This is a genomic window from Streptomyces sp. Y7 (genome assembly GCF_043195415.1).
In the GTDB taxonomy this organism is placed as follows: Bacteria; Actinomycetota; Actinomycetes; order Streptomycetales; family Streptomycetaceae; genus Streptomyces.
This window is the reverse complement of record NZ_JBIDDQ010000002.1, coordinates 132,245-149,642: the sequence shown is the minus strand read 5'-3', so window position 1 is coordinate 149,642 and position 17,398 is coordinate 132,245. Positions and strand designations below refer to the sequence as shown.

General features: G+C 67.8%; 16 protein-coding genes and 2 pseudogenes. 7 read left to right on the top strand and 11 right to left on the bottom strand.

Translation table 11 applies throughout. The annotated features are described in order from the left end of the window. Positions 1-178: 178 nt before the first annotated feature. On the bottom strand, positions 179-1,306 hold the full coding sequence (locus ACGFW6_RS06635) for a GNAT family N-acetyltransferase (protein ID WP_393505374.1): 1,128 nt from the start codon (positions 1,304-1,306) through the stop codon (positions 179-181). Between the two features lie 208 nt (positions 1,307-1,514). Here ACGFW6_RS06635 and ACGFW6_RS06630 point away from each other — a divergent pair. The 3 genes and pseudogenes from ACGFW6_RS06630 to ACGFW6_RS06620 form a co-directional block, all read left to right on the top strand. Continuing rightward, positions 1,515-2,079, top strand: a pseudogene (locus ACGFW6_RS06630) (integrase core domain-containing protein); the annotation flags it as partial. 187 nt (positions 2,080-2,266) lie between these two features. Next, positions 2,267-2,914, top strand: a complete 648-nt coding sequence (locus tag ACGFW6_RS06625) for a tetratricopeptide repeat protein (RefSeq protein ID WP_393505372.1) — start codon at positions 2,267-2,269, stop codon at positions 2,912-2,914. 221 nt (positions 2,915-3,135) lie between these two features. After that, complete coding sequence (locus ACGFW6_RS06620) at positions 3,136-3,906, top strand: hypothetical protein (protein WP_393506934.1); 771 nt, start codon at positions 3,136-3,138, stop codon at positions 3,904-3,906. A 603-nt stretch (positions 3,907-4,509) separates the two neighbouring features. Here the strand turns inward: ACGFW6_RS06620 and ACGFW6_RS06615 are convergent. Continuing rightward, a protein-coding gene (locus tag ACGFW6_RS06615) for an IS5 family transposase (protein WP_393506932.1) occupies positions 4,510-5,321 on the bottom strand; the annotation gives its coding sequence in 2 pieces (ribosomal slippage) (positions 4,510-4,985 and positions 4,985-5,321; 813 coding nt in all). 86 nt (positions 5,322-5,407) lie between these two features. Here ACGFW6_RS06615 and ACGFW6_RS06610 point away from each other — a divergent pair. Continuing rightward, positions 5,408-6,221: pseudogene (locus ACGFW6_RS06610) on the top strand (IS5 family transposase). A gap of 547 nt (positions 6,222-6,768) precedes the next feature. On the opposite strand, the gene ACGFW6_RS06605 reads toward ACGFW6_RS06610, so the two are convergent. The 5 genes from ACGFW6_RS06605 to ACGFW6_RS06585 form a co-directional block, all read right to left on the bottom strand. Beyond that, positions 6,769-7,095: a GYD domain-containing protein gene (locus tag ACGFW6_RS06605; protein ID WP_393506930.1), complete on the bottom strand. Its 327-nt coding sequence runs from the start codon at positions 7,093-7,095 to the stop codon at positions 6,769-6,771. Positions 7,096-7,383: 288 nt separating this feature from the next. After that, positions 7,384-8,448, bottom strand: coding sequence for a hypothetical protein (locus ACGFW6_RS06600; RefSeq protein ID WP_393505370.1), 1,065 nt, complete (start codon positions 8,446-8,448; stop codon positions 7,384-7,386). A gap of 759 nt (positions 8,449-9,207) precedes the next feature. After that, a complete protein-coding gene (gene infA / locus ACGFW6_RS06595; RefSeq protein WP_382530617.1) occupies positions 9,208-9,432 on the bottom strand; it encodes a translation initiation factor IF-1 in 225 nt (74 codons plus the stop codon). After that, positions 9,429-10,220: a GNAT family N-acetyltransferase gene (locus tag ACGFW6_RS06590; protein ID WP_393505368.1), complete on the bottom strand. Its 792-nt coding sequence runs from the start codon at positions 10,218-10,220 to the stop codon at positions 9,429-9,431. Before ACGFW6_RS06590 ends, infA begins: the two co-directional genes overlap by 4 nt. A gap of 345 nt (positions 10,221-10,565) precedes the next feature. After that, positions 10,566-11,012, bottom strand: a complete 447-nt coding sequence (locus ACGFW6_RS06585) for an anthrone oxygenase family protein (protein ID WP_393505366.1) — start codon at positions 11,010-11,012, stop codon at positions 10,566-10,568. A gap of 176 nt (positions 11,013-11,188) precedes the next feature. Between ACGFW6_RS06585 and ACGFW6_RS06580 the strand changes: the two genes are divergently transcribed. Then, positions 11,189-11,626 carry a hypothetical protein gene (locus ACGFW6_RS06580; RefSeq protein ID WP_393505364.1) on the top strand — a complete coding sequence of 146 codons (438 nt, stop codon included), beginning with the start codon at positions 11,189-11,191 and terminating at the stop codon, positions 11,624-11,626. A gap of 573 nt (positions 11,627-12,199) precedes the next feature. Here ACGFW6_RS06580 and ACGFW6_RS06575 read toward each other — a convergent pair. After that, on the bottom strand, positions 12,200-13,048 hold the full coding sequence (locus ACGFW6_RS06575) for a DUF4394 domain-containing protein (protein ID WP_393506928.1): 849 nt from the start codon (positions 13,046-13,048) through the stop codon (positions 12,200-12,202). 356 nt (positions 13,049-13,404) lie between these two features. Between ACGFW6_RS06575 and ACGFW6_RS06570 the strand changes: the two genes are divergently transcribed. Beyond that, positions 13,405-14,649: a PucR family transcriptional regulator gene (locus ACGFW6_RS06570; RefSeq protein ID WP_393506926.1), complete on the top strand. Its 1,245-nt coding sequence runs from the start codon at positions 13,405-13,407 to the stop codon at positions 14,647-14,649. A 69-nt stretch (positions 14,650-14,718) separates the two neighbouring features. On the opposite strand, the gene ACGFW6_RS06565 is transcribed toward ACGFW6_RS06570, so the two are convergent. The 3 genes from ACGFW6_RS06565 to ACGFW6_RS06555 form a co-directional block, all read right to left on the bottom strand. Further along, positions 14,719-15,087, bottom strand: coding sequence for a hypothetical protein (locus tag ACGFW6_RS06565; RefSeq protein WP_393505362.1), 369 nt, complete (start codon positions 15,085-15,087; stop codon positions 14,719-14,721). Positions 15,088-15,276: 189 nt separating this feature from the next. After that, positions 15,277-15,714, bottom strand: coding sequence for a DUF2267 domain-containing protein (locus tag ACGFW6_RS06560; RefSeq protein WP_393505360.1), 438 nt, complete (start codon positions 15,712-15,714; stop codon positions 15,277-15,279). A gap of 410 nt (positions 15,715-16,124) precedes the next feature. Further along, positions 16,125-16,556 carry an Hsp20/alpha crystallin family protein gene (locus tag ACGFW6_RS06555; RefSeq protein ID WP_393505358.1) on the bottom strand — a complete coding sequence of 144 codons (432 nt, stop codon included), beginning with the start codon at positions 16,554-16,556 and terminating at the stop codon, positions 16,125-16,127. Positions 16,557-16,683: 127 nt separating this feature from the next. On the opposite strand from ACGFW6_RS06555, the gene ACGFW6_RS06550 reads away from it, so the two are divergent. Continuing rightward, positions 16,684-17,316 carry a type III effector protein gene (locus ACGFW6_RS06550; RefSeq protein WP_393505356.1) on the top strand — a complete coding sequence of 211 codons (633 nt, stop codon included), beginning with the start codon at positions 16,684-16,686 and terminating at the stop codon, positions 17,314-17,316. Positions 17,317-17,398 lie beyond the last annotated feature (82 nt).

Below are 17,398 nucleotides of genomic sequence, written 5' to 3'. Positions count from 1 at the left end.
GCTGTCCTCCGTGGGCCGTGCGCCGACTCCGAGGCCAACCCCACACCATCTCCAACCGTGCGGTGGGGTGATGGGCATTGTTCAAGAGCGCTCATCTGCGTCCATGGTCCGGTGGCCGGCGCAGGAGTGGGCTTCTGGTCACGTCTGAGTGGCTATGACCAGTACATTCGATGCTGCGCTAGTAGCGGTCCAGGCGGTGGGCGTACGGGGTCGGCAGGGACGGAGTGCCTCCTCCGGGAAACCAAGCTGCGCAAAGGTCGCGGTACTGGTCGGGCATCGCCGCGCTCGCCGCATCGGCGTCACCGGTCGACCAGTGGCCGAGAAGGAGCCGGACGAGCGCCGTGTCATCGGGGATCAGATCGCCGCGCCGCAGTGCGGCCAGCGCCGTGTCGTAAACCTGGTCCGGCTGCTGTCCGTCGGCCCGGCGGCGCAGTTCGGGCTCGAGCTTGCGCACCAGCGCCGACCGATTCAGAACGGCCGCCATCATCCCGCCGCTGGGCCGAAACCCGCGCTGATCGGTGCAGCCCATGTGACGTGCCACGCGGCCCACCAGGCTGTCGGCCGGCTCCCGGACCGTGAACTCGCTCAAGCGCCTCTGCCAGCACAGCCGGGCGAGGGCCGTGAGCAGCAGGGCCGTCGCAGCCGCGTCCTCGGCCACCAACTCGTCCACGACCACCGACCCCACGGGGTCACCGAAGGCCCGGCCCTCCAGCACGGCATAGCCCGCGAGAGTGCCGTGAGTGTGCAGGACCAGGGTCTGTGACCCGGGCTTCCACGTGGCCTGGGGAACGAGCCGGTTCCAGCCGACGTGCCGTTCATGGGTCCAGGGCCGCTGAGCGTGTGCGGTGTTGTACAGACGGACCATCGCCGGCAGATCCGCCGCCGAGCCGCTGCGGACACCCGGGACGGCAGCCCTCGGATCGTCCCCAGCTGCGCGTTCCACGTTGCGCACGGGGACGATCAGAGCCCCTTCTGCCACAGCGCCGACAAAACCGAATTTCTCGTACACTCCCTCGACACCGTCGGACACGAACGCGACATCCACCCGCTGTGCCACGCCGGCCAGCGCCTGGCGCAGGAGCCGGCTCATGTGTCCCCGCCGCCGGAACTCGGGCTCGGTCTCCACGCCGCCGATGCCCTCCGCGGCGACGGCTACCGCGCCGAAGCGGACGCGGAAGGAGACCGCTTCGAGTTCGGCGACCGGTGCGCCTGCCTCGGTGCGCAACCGGCAGTAGCGCGTCCGCAGGCTGCGCACATCCTGGTCCGCGACCTCGCTGTAGCGGATGGCTGGCTCATGTTCCGACACGGGTGTTCCTCGGCGCTCCTGGTCGCACAGCATCGGGTGGCGCCGCGTTGTTCGCCGCGGAGCCCAGGCGAGACTCTTACCTGCTCGCCGCCGCTGAAACCTGCTCCAGGCCGTGCTCGCCTGGGCTCACCCGCAGCACGGCGCACAGAAACGAGGCCTCAGGATTCGTTGTCGTCCCACAGGCATCGAGATTTAATTCCGATACACGCCCGTCGCGCACGTCGCAGCGGAAGTGGGCATCTCGCGCGTCACGGCCCACAAATGGATGCGCCGCTGGCGGGCGGAGGGCGAGCCGGGGCTGCACGACCGCTCCAGCCGGCCCCCTCGACGACCACTCCCGCCTCGCCTACAGCGAGATCTACGCGGACGAGAAGGTCGCCACCTGCGCCGGCTTCCTCACCCGCGCAGCCGCCTTCTTCCACGCCCACGGCATCACCCGCATCGAACGCATTCTGACCGACAACGCCTGGGCCTACCGCAAGGGCCTGGCCTGGAAGCAAGCCCTCGCCGAGATCGGCGCCACCGGCAAGCTGACCCGCATCTACCGCCCTCAGACCAACGGCAAGGTCGAACGCTTCCACCGCACCCTGCTCGACGAGTGGGCCTGCCTAAGGCCCTTCACCAGCAACCACGAGCGCACCGGAGGCCTGACCGACTTCCTGCACGCCTACAACTACCATCGCTGCCACACCGCACTCGGAGGCCAGCCACCCAGCACCCGAGTCAACAACCCTGCGGGTCAATACACCTACGGCCTGTTGCGAAAGCCGTAGGCGCCTGGCTCGACCGCCCAGGCCAGGCTTTCTTGGAGGAGCTGACGGGCTGAGGTCGGCCTGCTGGCACTCCCAGCTCGCAGGCGACTGGGGTGTTCGAGAGTCGCCGTCCCACAATTCCCGCGTTCCGCCGGCAGCGCGGGGATAGCCTCGGCGCTGTCATCGTCCGACGGGGAGGGGTAGGGGTATGGCAGGGCAGGACTGGATTGAACGTGCGGGGGAGCTGTTCGAAGCGGCGATGTTCGGCGGGGACGCGGCCGCGCTGGATCGGTCCGACGAGGTGCTGGACTCGGTCGAGGCGCCGCTTGCCATGGCGCGGGGCAAGGTGCTGCACGTCCGCTTCCTGAACGACCGCGAAGAGAACCCCCAGGAACTGGTGCTGTTCGAGCGCGCGGCCGAGTTGTACGAGCGGCTGGGGGATACCTCGGGCGAGGCGGACGCGTTGTTCTGGGTCGGCTGCTGGCACCAGGTGGTCAAGGGCGACGGCGTCGCCGGCAGGCCGTACTTCGAGCGGTCGTACGCGCTGGCGAAGACCGTCGACGATCGGATGACGATGTCCTATGCGATTCGGCATCTCGGCTTCACCGACAAGGATGCAGGCCGCTGCGATCAGGCCCGCGAGAGGTTGACCGAATCGGTGACTCTGCGCCGTGAGATCGGCTTCAGGCCCGGCGAAGCGGCCGGCCTGGTGGCACTGGCCTACCTCGCCGCCGAAACCGGCGACCCAGCGGCGGCGTTCCACCACCTTGACGAGGCGCAGTCAGTCGCCGAGAGCTGCGGTGCCAAGGCCGTGCTGGGGTGGATCGAGCAAGCCCGCACGCACATCCGCTCCTAGGCTCTGACTCGGAAGTGCCGGGCACAACCATTCGTTGAGGCCTGCGACCAGCACGGCGCCCCGTAGCAGACGGCGAGCTTGCCGTACCTCGTGGCCACGGCCCGGTGGCGCTTGAGACCGCACCCGTCCCGGGGCGGCCGTCCACAGGTCCGCGTCACCCGGTAAGGTGGCGATCTTCGGCCGGCGGAAGCCGTACGGAGTCATCGAAGGCCGGGCACATGATGCATCTCGCCGACCATCCGGCACGCCGCCGCCTCAGCGCCGCCCTGGGCAATCTCGCCGTCACTTTCCGCGGCATGACCGCGCGTCCGGACGAGCACAACTGCGCATGCCACTGGGGCAGCGCGGAGGAGCTGTCCCTTCTGAAGACACCGGACGTGGAGCTGGATCCGGATCTCCTGCGCCGGGCGTGGCAGGCCACCGACTGGACCGATCACGCGGCCGTGCTGCGGCGCGTCCTGCCGCAGTTCGCCCAGGTCCTGGTCGCCGGTCGCGCGGAACCCCTGTTCGGCGGCCTGGAAGAGGCCGGTTCCTCCTTCGCCCGCGGCCGCTGGCAGCAGTGGCCCGACCATCGCGCCGGTGCGGTACGCGAGTTCCTGCATGCCTGGTGGGAGAACAGCCTCACCGATCCGGATGCGGTCGTCCCCGCGCATCAGGTCTTCGTGATGTGTGCCGAGGCATCCGGATCGGTCGGCCCCTGGCTTGCCGAATGGGAGAAGCAGACCGGGCACCTCAGCGACCGCCGTCTCACCGAGGCAGCGGCGGAATGGGAGTACGAGCTCCTGGGAGACAGCCTGCCGTGGCACGTCGGCTGGTACGAGCACGACGAGGAGGAGATGCGCGCCGAACTGGTCGCCTGGCTCCTCGGCCACGCCGCGGTGCGGCTCCGCGAGTCGGGCGCATCGGCGGAGCTGCAGCACCGGATACGGCTGCTCGGACTCGCCGACGAGGCCCGCTGGACGGATCCGCACTGGCCAGGCCACCGCTACTGACGACGAGCGGGCGCGACGGCTCCCGGGGCTGCACGTCCGGCTCCGACGCGACCTCGGCGCCGGTCCGCGCCATGGCTGAGCTGCAGAGACCGGCCGGCCACCGGGGCCACGCGAGATGCTGCCGCTGCTGGAGGAGGAGCTGACGCGACGGCTGCGCGAGCCGCTGCCCTGGGGCTGGTCCGACAACGAGCCCACGAGCTCCGGGTGTTCACCGGGCTCGTGCCCGACCCGGTACGGCACTACAAAGAACCCCCGGGCCTCTGGCCCGGGGGTTTCGCATGGAGCGGGTGACGAGAATCGAACTCGCGCTCTTAGCACGGAAGCTTGGGTTCTTCAGGGCGGCATTGACGGCTTGACGAGCGGCGGAAGGGCCTTCCAGCCTCGGCGGATCTGTGGCCTGGTCCCCGCTGTTCCGTCGAGAGTCTCGAAGGTCTCGTGCAGTTTCCTCGTACTCCTCGGTCGTGAGCTCATCGTCCGGGGGAGAGGCCGTCTTGCAGCTCCGGCCCGTGGCTCACGAGCATTCGCCCACGCGTATGGGAAGCGTTGGCTGCCAGCCGCGCACGTTCGAGGGGCTTGGGGCGGTCGGCGTACTTAGACCGTGTCCTACGTGGTCAGGCGGACGAGTCGCTTGTAGCAGCAGAGGGCGGCAGCAAGTCCGAGAAATGCCAGGTAGTTGCGGGGATGGCGTTCGTAGCGGGGACTGAGTCTGCGGTAGCCGGAGAGCCACGACATCGTGCGCTCGATCACCCACCTTCGGCGCCCTAATCGCTCGCTGGATTCGATGCCTTTCCGGGCGATGCGTACTCCGATTCGCTTCCATCGGAGCCATCTACGCAGGTCGGCGCGGTCGTAGGCTTTGTCTGCGTGTAGGCGCTGGGGCTTGAAGTACCGGCCGCAGTGAGGGTCGTGTTTCGATTGGTGGCCCTCGATCATGGGCTTCAGCCCTTCGCTGTCGTGGACGTTGCCAGCCGAGATGCCGACGAGAAGGGGCAGTCCGTTCGCGTCCGACAGGACGTGTATCTTGGAACCCGGCTTGCCCCGGTCCACGGGGCTCGGACCTGTGTGTTCGCCCCCTTTTTAGCCCGGACGTGGGCGGTGTCGAGCACGACGCGGGTGACGTCGATGGCATCGTCGAGGCGATGCAGGACCGCTTCGTGCAGGCGGCCCCAGACGCCGGCTCTCGACCAGATCAGGAACCGGCGGTGGGCGGTCGACTTCGATATGCCGAAGCAAGGCGGCAGAGCGCGCCAGGCGCAGCCGCTGACCAGGACGTAGACGATCGCTGCGAACAACGTCTCATCAGGTGTATCCGGCGTTCCGCCGCCCTGCGGCCGCACTCTCGGCGGCACGATCAGCGGCTTTGCGATCTCCCACAGCCCGTCAGGAACAATCCAACTCCAAGTACCCCGCCCCATAGCGAAGTCAACGACCACCTGACCACGTAGGACACGGTCTTAGAAGCCATCTCATTTGGCTCGGTAGGCTGTCGGTCGTGGCTTCGATCGTTGAGCGTCTGGTGCCGGATGAGTTGTGGGAGCTGTTCCAGCGGGTGGTTCCGGAGGCTCCGTCGCGGCCTCAGGGCGGCGGCCGACGCGCAGGCACGGTGACCGGGAGGTGCTGGCTGCGATCGTGTTCGTGGCAACGTCGGGCTGCACGTGGCAGCAGTTGCCGGCCGCGTCGTTCGGCCCGTCGGGAGCGACGGCCCACCGGCGCTTTGCCGAGTGGTCGAAGGCAAGGGTGTGGGCCAAGCTCCACCGCCTGGTCCTCGACGAGCTCGGCGCCCGCGGTGAGCTGGACTGGTCCCGCTGCGCGATCGACTCGGTGAACATGCGGGCCCTGAAAAGGGGGAGCTGACAGGTCCGAATCCTGTGGACCGGGGCAAGTACGGCTCGAAGATCCACCTGATCACCGAGCGGACCGGTCTGCCCCTGTCCGTCGGAATCTCGGGAGCGAATCTTCACGACAGCCAGGCGCTGATCCCGCTGGTGAAGGGCATACCGCCCATCCGCTCCCGGCGTGGACGCCGGCGGCGCAGACCGGCAAAGCTCCACGCCGACAAGGGATACGACTATGACCACCTGCGGCGATGGTTACGTGGCCGCGGCATCAGGCATCGCATCGCCCGCAAGGGCGTCGAGTCCTCAACCCGGCTGGGCCGCCACCGCTGGACCGTAGAGCGCACGATGTCCTGGCTCGGCGGATGCCGCCGACTGCACCGCCGCTACGAGCGCAAAGCCGAGCACTTCCTGGCCTTTACCAGCATCGCGTGCACCCTCATCTGCTACCGCAGACTTACCAAATGCGATGACGTCTAAAAGGGAAGTGCGCGTGGTCGTTGAAGACGGCGTACTCGTACCCGCGCACGTCCCGCGCGGCTTCGTCCAACTCGCGAGCCCTATCCGCGAGGTTCTCGCGCACTGCCTCGGCCAGGGTGGCGCCGTACGGACTGTGCTTCTTCAGCCTCGCGGTGAGGTGACCCGCATGAGCCCGTGCGTGGACCCTAGCCAGTTGCTCCGGAATCGCTGGGACGAGCTTGCGGCATGACGCCCACACCGCTCCACGGCCCAGTCCGACGGCTCACCGCGGTTGCCACCCAGCACGGACAGGCAGAGCCCCTCTCAGTCACCACGCCTATCAACTGTGTGACACGTGCGTGAAGCCTCAACAAGGGAGCACGGGTGCGGCGCGGGGAATGTCTGATCCGTAACCCGACAGAGACCGGTCCATTGCGGTCGGTCATACAGGACGCTATGCGGTCTTCAGCGATCACCACTGGGCGCGGAGGGTTGCTGGGGTGGCTGCACCTCGCTGCTGTACTGCTGCCCGATGCCTGAACCCGGTCGCTGTAGGCCACACAGACGGCTATGCGCCGGGAGCCCGGTACTGGATTTGCCCGGCTTCACGCAGGGCATCCATGGTTTCGTCGACGGTCAGGAGAACGGTCGTCTCAAACGAGCTGAGTGCGCCGCCGCCGCTGATCGCCAGGGCGACAGCTGCCATGGAGACGTTATTGGGGGCTTCCCACAAGTTGTAGCCGTCGCGGGTGCCGAACGCGTACCAGAAGCCGTGGAGCTTGCCGCCGACGGACTCGATGTACGACTGAGCGGCCTTTGCGCGGTCCTCGGGGTGGCCGATCAGTCTCGCCCAGGTCTCCGGCGTGTAGCTGAACCTCGATAGATAGAGCGGCATCATGTCTCCCTTTCGTCCCAGCAAGGGATGCCCCCGCGGGGTGGGATACGTCTCCGAGGCCGCCCTCGTATCCCCCGAACGGCCCGGATGATGCCAGGCCTCGCCACTGCCGGCGAGTGGCCCAACCCGCCTCGGAACTAAGGCCTCAAGCCTCAGCTTGGGAAGCTGCGATCGTGTGTGGTGTACACGCTGTAGTTTGCAGGCCAGGCACGCGCGAACCCTGCCTTCGCCCGCGACTCGGGTCACTGAAGCCGAGGCGGAACCGGCCGCCGGGTTTCGGATGCCCTGCTATCGCGGCGGCGTGGCGTCTGTAGGGCGTTGCTCCGAGTCGTCCGCAGCCGCCAGGACGCCCAGGAGCACCAGGACAACCACGACGAGCAGGAGGAGAAGGGCCACGGTGGCGGGCGTGGGGTAGTCCCACAGGAAGAGGGTGAGGCCCCCGGCGCCGACGACGGCGCCTGTAGTCAGGGGCTGGTGCGCGCGCAGCCACTGTCCGACGGCCCCTGTCGTCACCCCCGTCCGGGCTAGCGCGTGCCCGGCGGCTTCGGTACTTCGGGCCGCGGCCGCGCGCACAGCGACCGCACCACGGCCTTGACCGTACAGATATCCCGCGATCACGGTGAGCAGGGCCGTGAGGAGCGCTGTGATGATGCTCTGCCGGAGGAACCTCACCAGGGTGTCGAAGACGGCTGGTGCGGCATCCTGCGACTGGGATACCTGGGTTACCGCATCCAGATAGATCTGGCGCATGATGACGAGTCCGACGAGAAGGCCGCACATCATGCTGCCGGCGCCGATGCCGCCGGCCATCAGTGCAACCCGGCGTGACGGTGCCGCCCAGATACCCAGCCCGCCGAGCACAACCACCGCCAGGGGCAACCACGGGCCGACAGCACCAAGCCAGCGGGCACCATCCCGGGCCTCACTAAGATTTTCCTGCCGGACAAGCACTATGGGCTTGTCCGCCCCGGGAATGTCCTCTGCCTTGACAAGCGTCACGCCGATCAGCTGCTTCTGCAAATCTGCAATCACCGTGCCCACGTTCAGCGTGATGGTGTCGCCCTTGACCTCGAGGGCTCCGCCTCCCTCCCCAGTGAGGATATTCGTCGCTACGGTGTGCGCGCCGCGGTTGATGCTGTCCCAGGCTTTGGCAAAGGCGTCGCTCGTCACCACCTTCTCGACCGCGAAGCGCACGCCGGTCGTCAGTCCGCCCTCGAGCTCTTCGTCCAGCGACCTGGCCGCGTCGACAAGGAAGCGGGGGGCATCACGGTCGGCCAGAGTGTCGGCGAGCGCGTCGCTGATCTCGCGAGCGTCAAACTTCTCGACCAGTCCGGCGGTGACACGATCGATCACCAGATTTTGGACTGCGGGGTCCCTGGCGAGAGGCGACACGGTTTGTACATACCGATCAACATCGGTGACCTGGGAATTCACCCATGTGGCGACAACGCTGATGGGTGCAAGCAGAACAGCCAGGGTGAGGAGCAGGGAAGCTCCGCAGAGTCGCAGACGACGGTGACGTACGCCGAGGGTGCGCCGGAGTCGCTCGTACTCCGCTCGTTCGGCATTGTCCAACGGGCCGCTCTGGTTACGCCGGCCATGTTCCTGCGGGCCAGAGGGTGGGTCCACAGCGAACCTCCCTCCGCCGCGATCCTTGGCGCGCTACGGCGGTTTGCGCACAGGGGGCGGAAGCTACAGAGCCGGCCAGCCCCTGTCGGTCTCTCCATCGTCGTTCACCGGCAACTGGCACGCAGCTTGCCCGGGCACTCGAGAGTGACGGCGCGAAGATTCGCATAGGGCCGGCCGCCCCCGCTCTTTAACACGATCGCGCAGGTCGGAGGGTGTTGAAGTGCAGCAGCCTGGAGCCCAAGCCGGCCCGCTCGCGAACCTACTCGAAGCCCACTGCGATGACGGCTTCGCCACCCTCGCCGTGACGCTTCCCTGCTGCGGCTCCGCAACCTCGCTGGACGCACTGGGCCCTGCAGGCCGCCCGTGAGGGCACCACTGAAGGAGGTTGGTGCTGCGTCCTTCGTCATGGGGCTGGGGCCCCGGTCACGTATAGCGCCGCGACCGGGGCCCGCGATCACCTTCCGCGGAAGGTGCCGACCGCCGCTAGTTCCGGTACCGGAAGACGATCCGGCCGCGCGTCAGGTCGTACGGCGGGAGCTCCACCAGTACCCGGTCTTCCAGCATGATCTTGATGTAGTTCTTGCGGATCTTCCCGCTGATGTGCGCGAGCACGTGGTGGCCGTTCTCGAGTTCCACGGTGAACATGGCGCTGCGCAGGCACTCGACGACCTTGCCCTCGACCTCGATGACGTTCTTGTGCTTGGTCATCGCACCAGCTCCAGGTTGCTGCTCATCGGCCGGGCGCCAAAGCTCTCGAAGAGTGCCGTGGCCGCTTGATTGGACTCCTGGACTTCGGCCCAGGCCGTGGTGAACCCGGAGTGGTGCAGCGCTCCGAGGGCGTGGGTCAGTAGCGCCCGAGCGATGCCGCGGCGCTGCTCGCCGGCTCGGACCGCGATCAGCCCGATCCGCGGGCGGTTCACCGTCACCACCCGGATCAGGCCCAGGTAGCGGTCCGGCGCCGCTGCGACCGCGTACTTCGACGGGTCGACGATGGTGTCGCCTTCGGGGAGGCGAATCACCTCGGCGGGCATCGACTCCCACCCGACGGTCGCCCGGACCTCGTCACGGATCTCGCGGTCCACCGTCCGCAGGAGGCCCTCGTCCGCCTCGCCTGCGGGAACGATCGTCACGCCCGAGGGTGGCACCACTTTCTCGATGCCGGTGACTTGTGGATCGGTCGGTACGACGTACTCCCACTCGCGCCGCCGGATCGTTAAACCGGCCCCCTGCCAGGCGGCCGTCAACTCGACATCGGCTTCGTCGACCACCGTGTACAGCGGCGCGGGTAGTTCCGTCAGCATTGCCTCGGCGAGTCGGTTGAACGTGGCGTCGTGCCAGGCGTCGATGCTGACGAACAGGCGTCCGTCGGGCCGGTGCTGCGCATGCCCGCGGCCGACCACCAAGTCGTCTTCCAGTGCATGCCATTGCCTGTCTGCGACACGCGTGATCATCACGGCGTTCTCGCCCAGGCCAGATGGGAAAGGCTTCATGTTCATCGGAGTCTCCTTCAGGAGTGCCTCGATCTCAGGCGCTCCTGGCGACACCGAATGTCAGCCGCCGGACCGTGACGGATTGCGGGAGCACCCACGGGTAACTGTGTTCACGGGGCTCACCTCCATACGACGATTTCACGATCCGTCAGGAACGTAGCAGCGGGGCTCCGCCTAGCTCAAATCTTTTTCCGAACCGGAGCCGAGGGCCGCGCAGGTGGTCGGGGGCGAGTTCGCAGTTGTGGGCACCTGGCGGCAGCCCTATTCGAAGATGCCCGGGTTTCGGCGGCGGCTGCCACTGCCGCTCGGGGAGTGGGGTGTCCGCCACCGGCGCGGCATCCGTCCACAGGCTCAGGTGAGGGCGGCGACCAGCAGGGCGAAGGCGGCGATGATGACGGCGACGCGGACGTAGTGGAAGCGGTCCCAGCGGTTCATCTGCTGCTTCCAGTCGGCGGGCCGGTTGTCGACGGTCCACGTCTTGCCCCGGTTGTTGATCGGGACGAGCAGCACGATCGACATGATCACGCTGAGGATCAGCAGCGCCGCGGCGGTGACGACGAGGCCGGCGCCATGGTCCTGCCATCCGGCGACGGCCCAGACCGCGACGAGGGCGAGCGAGGTGAAGTACCAGACCGGCATCACGGCGCCGAGCAGTCGGCCTCCGTGGCTACGGCCGCGTTGAGCACTGTCGTCGGGGAGGCCGTCGAGGATCGCTTTGACGAAGAAGGCGACGGAGAACTCCACCCCCACCATCACGCCGACGACCACGGTGGTGAAGATCTCGAGTGCGTTGAGCATGGTGACCTCTCCTGGGATCTAGCGCTGCTAGTCGACGAGTCAACGCTAGCTCTACTGCTGCTCGATTGTCTAGCAGTGCTAGGCGTGAGGCAAGAGGGCTCTGATCTCCCCGGCCGACCCCGGCCTCCGAGAAACCCCGTATCGCTGCAGGCGGGCGGTCTCCTAGCCTGTGGGCCATGCATCAGTCCCGAAGGCGCGACCGGCGCGTCGCTCGGCGCGTCCCGCTGGCACCGGATCGTCGCCAGCCTTTGCAGTTCACGGCCGCCGGGGCTGATGTGCTTCTGGTCGGCTACTTCTCGGCCAAACAGAAGGACTTCGAAGCGCTCATGGCGTCGGCAGCCGCGGAACTCGCAGCGCGCGGCGTTCGGGTTGTCGATCAGAAGGTGCAGCGGCGAGGTGTCTCGGACGGCGGAGCCCGGAAGATGGGACTGCCCTACTCCTCGCGGACGCTGCTGAGCTACGGAAAGGTTCGCGAGGTGGCTGAGGCGTGCGACCAGGCCGATGCTGACGCGGTGATCTTCGTAGCCCTCTTGACCGAACGGCAGCGGCGCGTGCTGACTGCAATGCTTGACCGCCCCGCCGTCAGCCTCTCCGACATCCTTGCCGCAGACTGACTGCCGGCTCCCGGCAAACGCGTCCCGTCGTCAGGCGGGAAGGGCCGACGAGTCACCGCGGGCCTGTGCGGCGTACGGCATCCGGTCGAGTCCGGAGCGGCCGCAGAGAGCCAGCCTGGGTGACCCGATTTGATCGCCAGTGCCTCGCCCTCGTCGCCAGCGAGAACGATCTTGTCTGCGCCGCGGTGGAAAGTCCATGCGGCGGTGGTGAATGCCCACGTCACATCGATCACGGCGGCCGCGTGCTCGGTGCCGTCCACATCGGGTATTCCGATGACACGCGAGTCCATGCGGGGATGGTCGCAACCCACTGACGCGGTCTTCAAGGCCGCGTTGACGACCGGTCGGTGTCTCGGGAGCTGTTGGGCGGTGGTACCTCGCGGGCACGCGCTCGTGTAGCGCGCCTGGCCAGCGGGGAGAGCGGCGGCTCATCGCCTGTGGTTTGACGTCAGCCTCCGGCAGGTGGCAGAAGCTCACTGTCCGGGGAGGTCTGGACAGTTCCGTCCGCGGTGGCGCAGGTTCGCCGCGGTCCGGCGGTGGCCGGGTCGCGGCGAACCTGCCGACGGCCGGAGATCAGGACCCGGTGAGGGAGATGGCCAGGTCCGTGATGTTCAGCGGGAACTGGCCGATGGAGGTGGCCTGGCCGGTGAAGACGTTGATGCTGTACAGCGAGGGTGTGCTGGCGCCATACGGAGTGAGGGAGGCGAAGGCGGCGTTGTCGACCGTCTTCCCGCCGGACAGAGTGCTGTAGATGTCCATGCCGGCGTTGATCCCGGCGTCGATGCCGAGGCTGCCTGTCGGGGCGAGGGTGCCGTTGTTCGCCGGGGACTGGAGGACGACCTGGTCGGTGGTCGTGTTGATGTCGACCAGCGTGGTTGCCGTGGCCGCGTTGAGATCGTTGTTCGTGTAGGCGGCTGCGGAGACTCCCTTGGTGGTGCCCTCGGTGGGCGGGGTGGTCAGGTTCAGGTCCTGGATCGTGCTGTGGTCGTTGAGGTTGTGTCGCAGGTTCTGGCCGTTGTCGCTGATCACGCGCAGGCGGTCGGCCGCGGGGTTGAAGTCGACGCCGAAGTTCGCTCCGTTGAGTGCGTACTGGAGCTGGGACACCTTGGTGACCACGACGTCCGTGGTGGCCGGCGGGGTCTTGATCGTGTAGATGCCGCCCTTGTTGCCGACGCCGTACATCAGGCCGTCCTGCACACGGAAGTCGATCCCGATCAGGCCCGTGTCGCCGCTGAGGCCGGTGACGACCCTGACCCAGTCGAGGACTTGCGGCCGGTCCGTGGTGAATGTGGCCATCAGGGTGCCGTCGCCGCTGATCCCGAACGCGCGCAGGCTGGGTGTGGCGGCGGGGGCGGCCGAGCCGGTGCCCGGCGTGCCCAGCATGAGCGCCGTCGACGTGGTCACGACCGCGACCGCCGCCATGATTCTCTTGCGCGTGCCTGCTTTCATCGAAGTTTCCCTCCCGTTTGGGTGAGCGCCATTCGAGGCGCCTGGCTGAGAATCCCCCTACACCGCCCGCACTGATTACCGGAGTCATGTCGGCGTTGCGCGGGAATGACTCCGGTGGCGATGTTCTTGCGGGCGGGTATGCGGTTCTCATTAAGGCCGCTTCACAGCTCCTCCACAAGTCGAAGGGTTGACGAGAACGCCCTGATCCGGGAATTTTGCGCACAGTGACAAATGGGCTGTCGGCGTGCTTAACGCCCTTTGCGTGAAGTGATGAACGCCGTCCGGATCCCCTCTGTCAGGCATTCGACCCCAATGGCATGCTCGCGTTCATGGGGAGCCTCTTCGCCGAGCTGGCCCGGCAGGCGTCGACCAACGCCCGCCGTGAGGTCGAGACATACACGCGAGACATCCCCGAGTTCGGGTTCCTGGACAAGGACCCCCGGGCGCGGGCCGAGACGCTGGAACACTCGATGTGGTTCCGGCGTCGTACCGTCGAACTGTCGCCGGACAACGACGAGTTGACTCATGCCGATCTCGGATACATCGCGTCCATGGGGGAGCTGCGGGCAGGCGCCGGGCTGTCGCTCGACGCGCGGCAGCGGGTCCTGCGCGTGCACACCGCCCTCATGCTGCGTGAGATCAACGAGGCCACCGAGGCCCAGCGCGGGGGAGGTGTCGACGAAATCATGCGGATGATGACCTGGTTCGCCCCGCAGGGCGAACGCGGCATCAGTGCCTACCGTCAGGGGTTCGTGCGCGTACTGCGCCGCCGAATTCCGTATTCCGAACAGGTCGCCCTGCTGGCCCGGTCACTGGTGAACGCAGATCCGATCTCGGCAGAGCTCGCTGAATCCGTCGACATGGAACTTCCCTATCGGTACGCGGTGACGGTATTCCGGCTTCCAGGCCGGCCCGACGTCGATCGATTCCTGGAGAACGAGATCGGAGCACTGGCCAAAAGCCACCAGTCCCCGGTCATGTGGGGACCGGAAGGTGGCGACGGAAGCGGTGAGCTGATCGCGCTGCTTCCTCTGTTCAACAATGCCAAGGCGGCGGAAAACGCTCCGCCGCCAGTGGTTCCCGACCTCTTACCCGACCTCATCCCTGGCCACCTACCCGCACTTGTACGGGACTTCGGGCACGCCCTCAGCCGCCCTTGCGCGGTCGGCACGTCCATCGCGGCGCTGCCGGAGCTGGCCGAAGCCCTGGAGCGCGCCCGACGGGTCAGCCGGGCAGCCCCGCTGCAGCGGGCGTCCGCCCGGCTCCGGCCACACACCTTGGCGGATGTGTTCGTCGAACTCGCCATATCAGACGTGCCGTTCCTCGACGACTGGCTCCACTCGGTGGCCCGTCGCCTGGAGAAGGGCCCCGATCTCCTCGCCACCCTTGACGCGTACTACCGCCACGACATGCACCGCGGTGCCACGGCGACGGCGCTCAACGTCCACACCCGTACTCTGGACTACCGTCTGCGCCGGGTCCGCGAACTCACGGGTATCGACCCGGGCTCGACACGGGGCGTACGCACACTCAGTGCGGTCGTCACACGGCGCCAGTCCGGAGCGTGGCGCTGAACGCGTCGTGCGCGCCGGAGCGGTGACAGTCATGGGGCCGGGCCTGCGAGGTACCGGGGGTACCTCGCTCTACCTGGGATCATCGCTTTCCCACGCGTAGCCGAAGCAGTCCGGCCGCAGCCCCCAGAGGGTGATCACGCCCTCCAGCGCCGACTCACCCGCTGCCGAGGCAGCGCGCACCAGCACAGCTCCGATGTCGTAGTCGAAGCCGTCGATCCGACTGGCGTCGTACTCCCAGTGCTCCAGGCGGAAGTTACGTGACCCGGCACCACGTACCCAGCCCTCCCGTGCTGCCTGAGCATCACGCGGGTCGCGATCGGGAGTGATGTCCACGAAGGCCCGCCGATCGGGTCGCGAGGCCGAAACCTCGGCGACCAGACGGCGCCCCAGGCGCAGCGCGGTCAACTTGTCGGTCGCCCACTTCGATTGCTCATGCACGATTCAGATACTGGCGATCACGAACGAGCAGCGCCATGGGTTTCCTCGCCGTACGACCAGCACCACGGCCGCGCGCCCACGTCAGCGGCGTGCGGCCCGTGGGGCAGCGTCGGCCTGTCGGATCGGGACTTGATGAGTGTCATCCGTGTCCGCGTCTCAGGTTCTCGGGCTCCTTGTGCCGCCGGCTGTCTACGCGGCGGAGGTGAGTTCGGCGCGGCCGAACAGGAGCGCGTATCCGGAGGGGAGTTGCCGGAGGATGCGGGTCAGGAGGTCGGGGCCGGCGTAGGCCGCCACGGCGGAGAAGACAGATCCGGTGTGCCAGCGAGTGGTGGCGAGGGAGGCGCCGGTGCGGCCGGCGAGGTCCTTGACGAAGGCCCAGCCGGTCAGCCGCTGGTTCTCGGGGATTTGCGAGCTGAGGATGCGGGCGGCTTCGTGGGGGAGACAGGCGGCCAGTTCGACGCGTTCGTCGCCGGTCAGCTGGCGTCCAAGTCCCGAGAGGACGAGGCGGACGGCCTTCTCGGCCTCCTCGCGGGTTGGATAGGCGCCGTCGTAGCGGACCTGCTCCAGCATCTGTTCGTACGCCCTGTCGCAGGGCTGCTGCGGAAGCGGTGCGCTCTGGTCGGACATCACTGCGGTGATTGCCTTTCTGTCACCAGGGTTGTGGCGGCCGGGGGTGTGGCCGCGAGTGGGTGTGGTCGAGTGGGCCGGGGGACGCCCGACGGGGGAGGGCGGCCGGCAGTCTGCTGGAGCGGGATCAGCTTGAAGAGGATCTTGCCGAAGGTGCCGTCGACGGTGCCCGAGGCGGGCCGCCGCCGGGAATGGTGCCCCGGCCGTAGCCTGTTCGGCTCCTGGCCCAGCAGCCTTGGCGCGTACGAGCAGCACCGGTGGCGGCGGTTCAGTACGCATGCGTGGTGACCGCGGGTCAGTACGCAGGCGTGGTGACCGCCGGTCTTCCTCGGGTCACGGCGCGGGGAGGACGGGTGAGGGGGAGATCGGATGCCCGTCCTCCGCCGCCGTTCTGCTCTCCTCCGTGCGGCTCAGCCGGAGATCTCCTGGCGGCCGGATCCGACGCCGATGGCGATCTTGCGAGGCTTGGCGCGCTCGGCGATCGGGATGCGCAGGGTGAGCACGCCTGCGTCGTAGTCGGCCTGGATGTGCTCGGTGTCCAGAGTGTCGGCGAGCACGATCTGGCGGGAGAAGACTCCGAGCGGCCTTTCCGAGAGCTCCATCTGTACGTCGTCGGCCTTCGCCGCCGGCCGGCGCTCGGCCTTGACGGTCAGCATGTTCCGCTCGACGTCGATGTCGATCGCGTCCGCGCTGACGCCGGGGAGGTCGAGGGCGACCACGTACATGTCGCCCTGGCGGTAGGCGTCCATCGGCATCGGGGACGGCCGTGACCAGGTACCCGGGCCCATCAGCTGCTGCGCCAGTCGGTCGAGCTCACGGAAGGGGTCAGTGCGCATCAACATCGTGAAACACCTCCAGAAGGTTTGGGCAGTGGCTGCCAATGCGCCTCACTGGAACCGTTGTAGCATGTCATCCAATGGATGACAAACACTGTGTCGTCCAAGCGATGACAACGAGAGGCAGGTGCTCATGACCTTTGCTGACCAACCGGCGTCGTCCAGCGCCGAGAGCCAGAGCCCGGCGTCCTTTCTCGCCGCCGCGGCAGCCCTGCAGGCCATAGACGACGCCTTGCATGCCGCGCGTCAGGACGCCCCCGGCGCTGCCGAGGCCGACGACGTCGGCTCGGAACAGGCCCTGGCCTCGCTTCTCCTGCTGCGGCACGTGCGCGAGCAGCTCGCCGGATGGGAATCCGGCCTCATTGAAACCGCCCGCCAGGCTGGTGCCAGCTGGGCCGATCTCGCCCACCCCCTCGGTGTCGCCAGTCGTCAGGCCGCCGAACGCCGCTACCTGCGCAACCGCCCGGGCCCCGCCGGAACCACCGGCGAGCAGCGGGTCCAGGCCACCCGTGAGCGCCGCGCCGCCGAACGCACCACCGCTTCCTGGGCCCGTCGCCACGCCGCCGACCTGCGTGGCATCGCCGGCCGGATCACCGCACTCACCGACCTGCCCACCGACGCCCGCTTCCCGCTCAGCCAACTGCGCGCGGCCCTCGCCCACGACGACCCCACCGAACTCATCCGCCCCCTCAGCGCCACGCGCCCCCACCTGACCAAGACCCACCCTGACCTCGTCGCCCAACTCGACAAACTCACACCCCCCTGAACCCACCTGTCGACCGAACGACGCGAGACCCTCTTGCGGTCACGTCACGCAACTCTGCGCTCGTGCGCTACGCACGAGTACT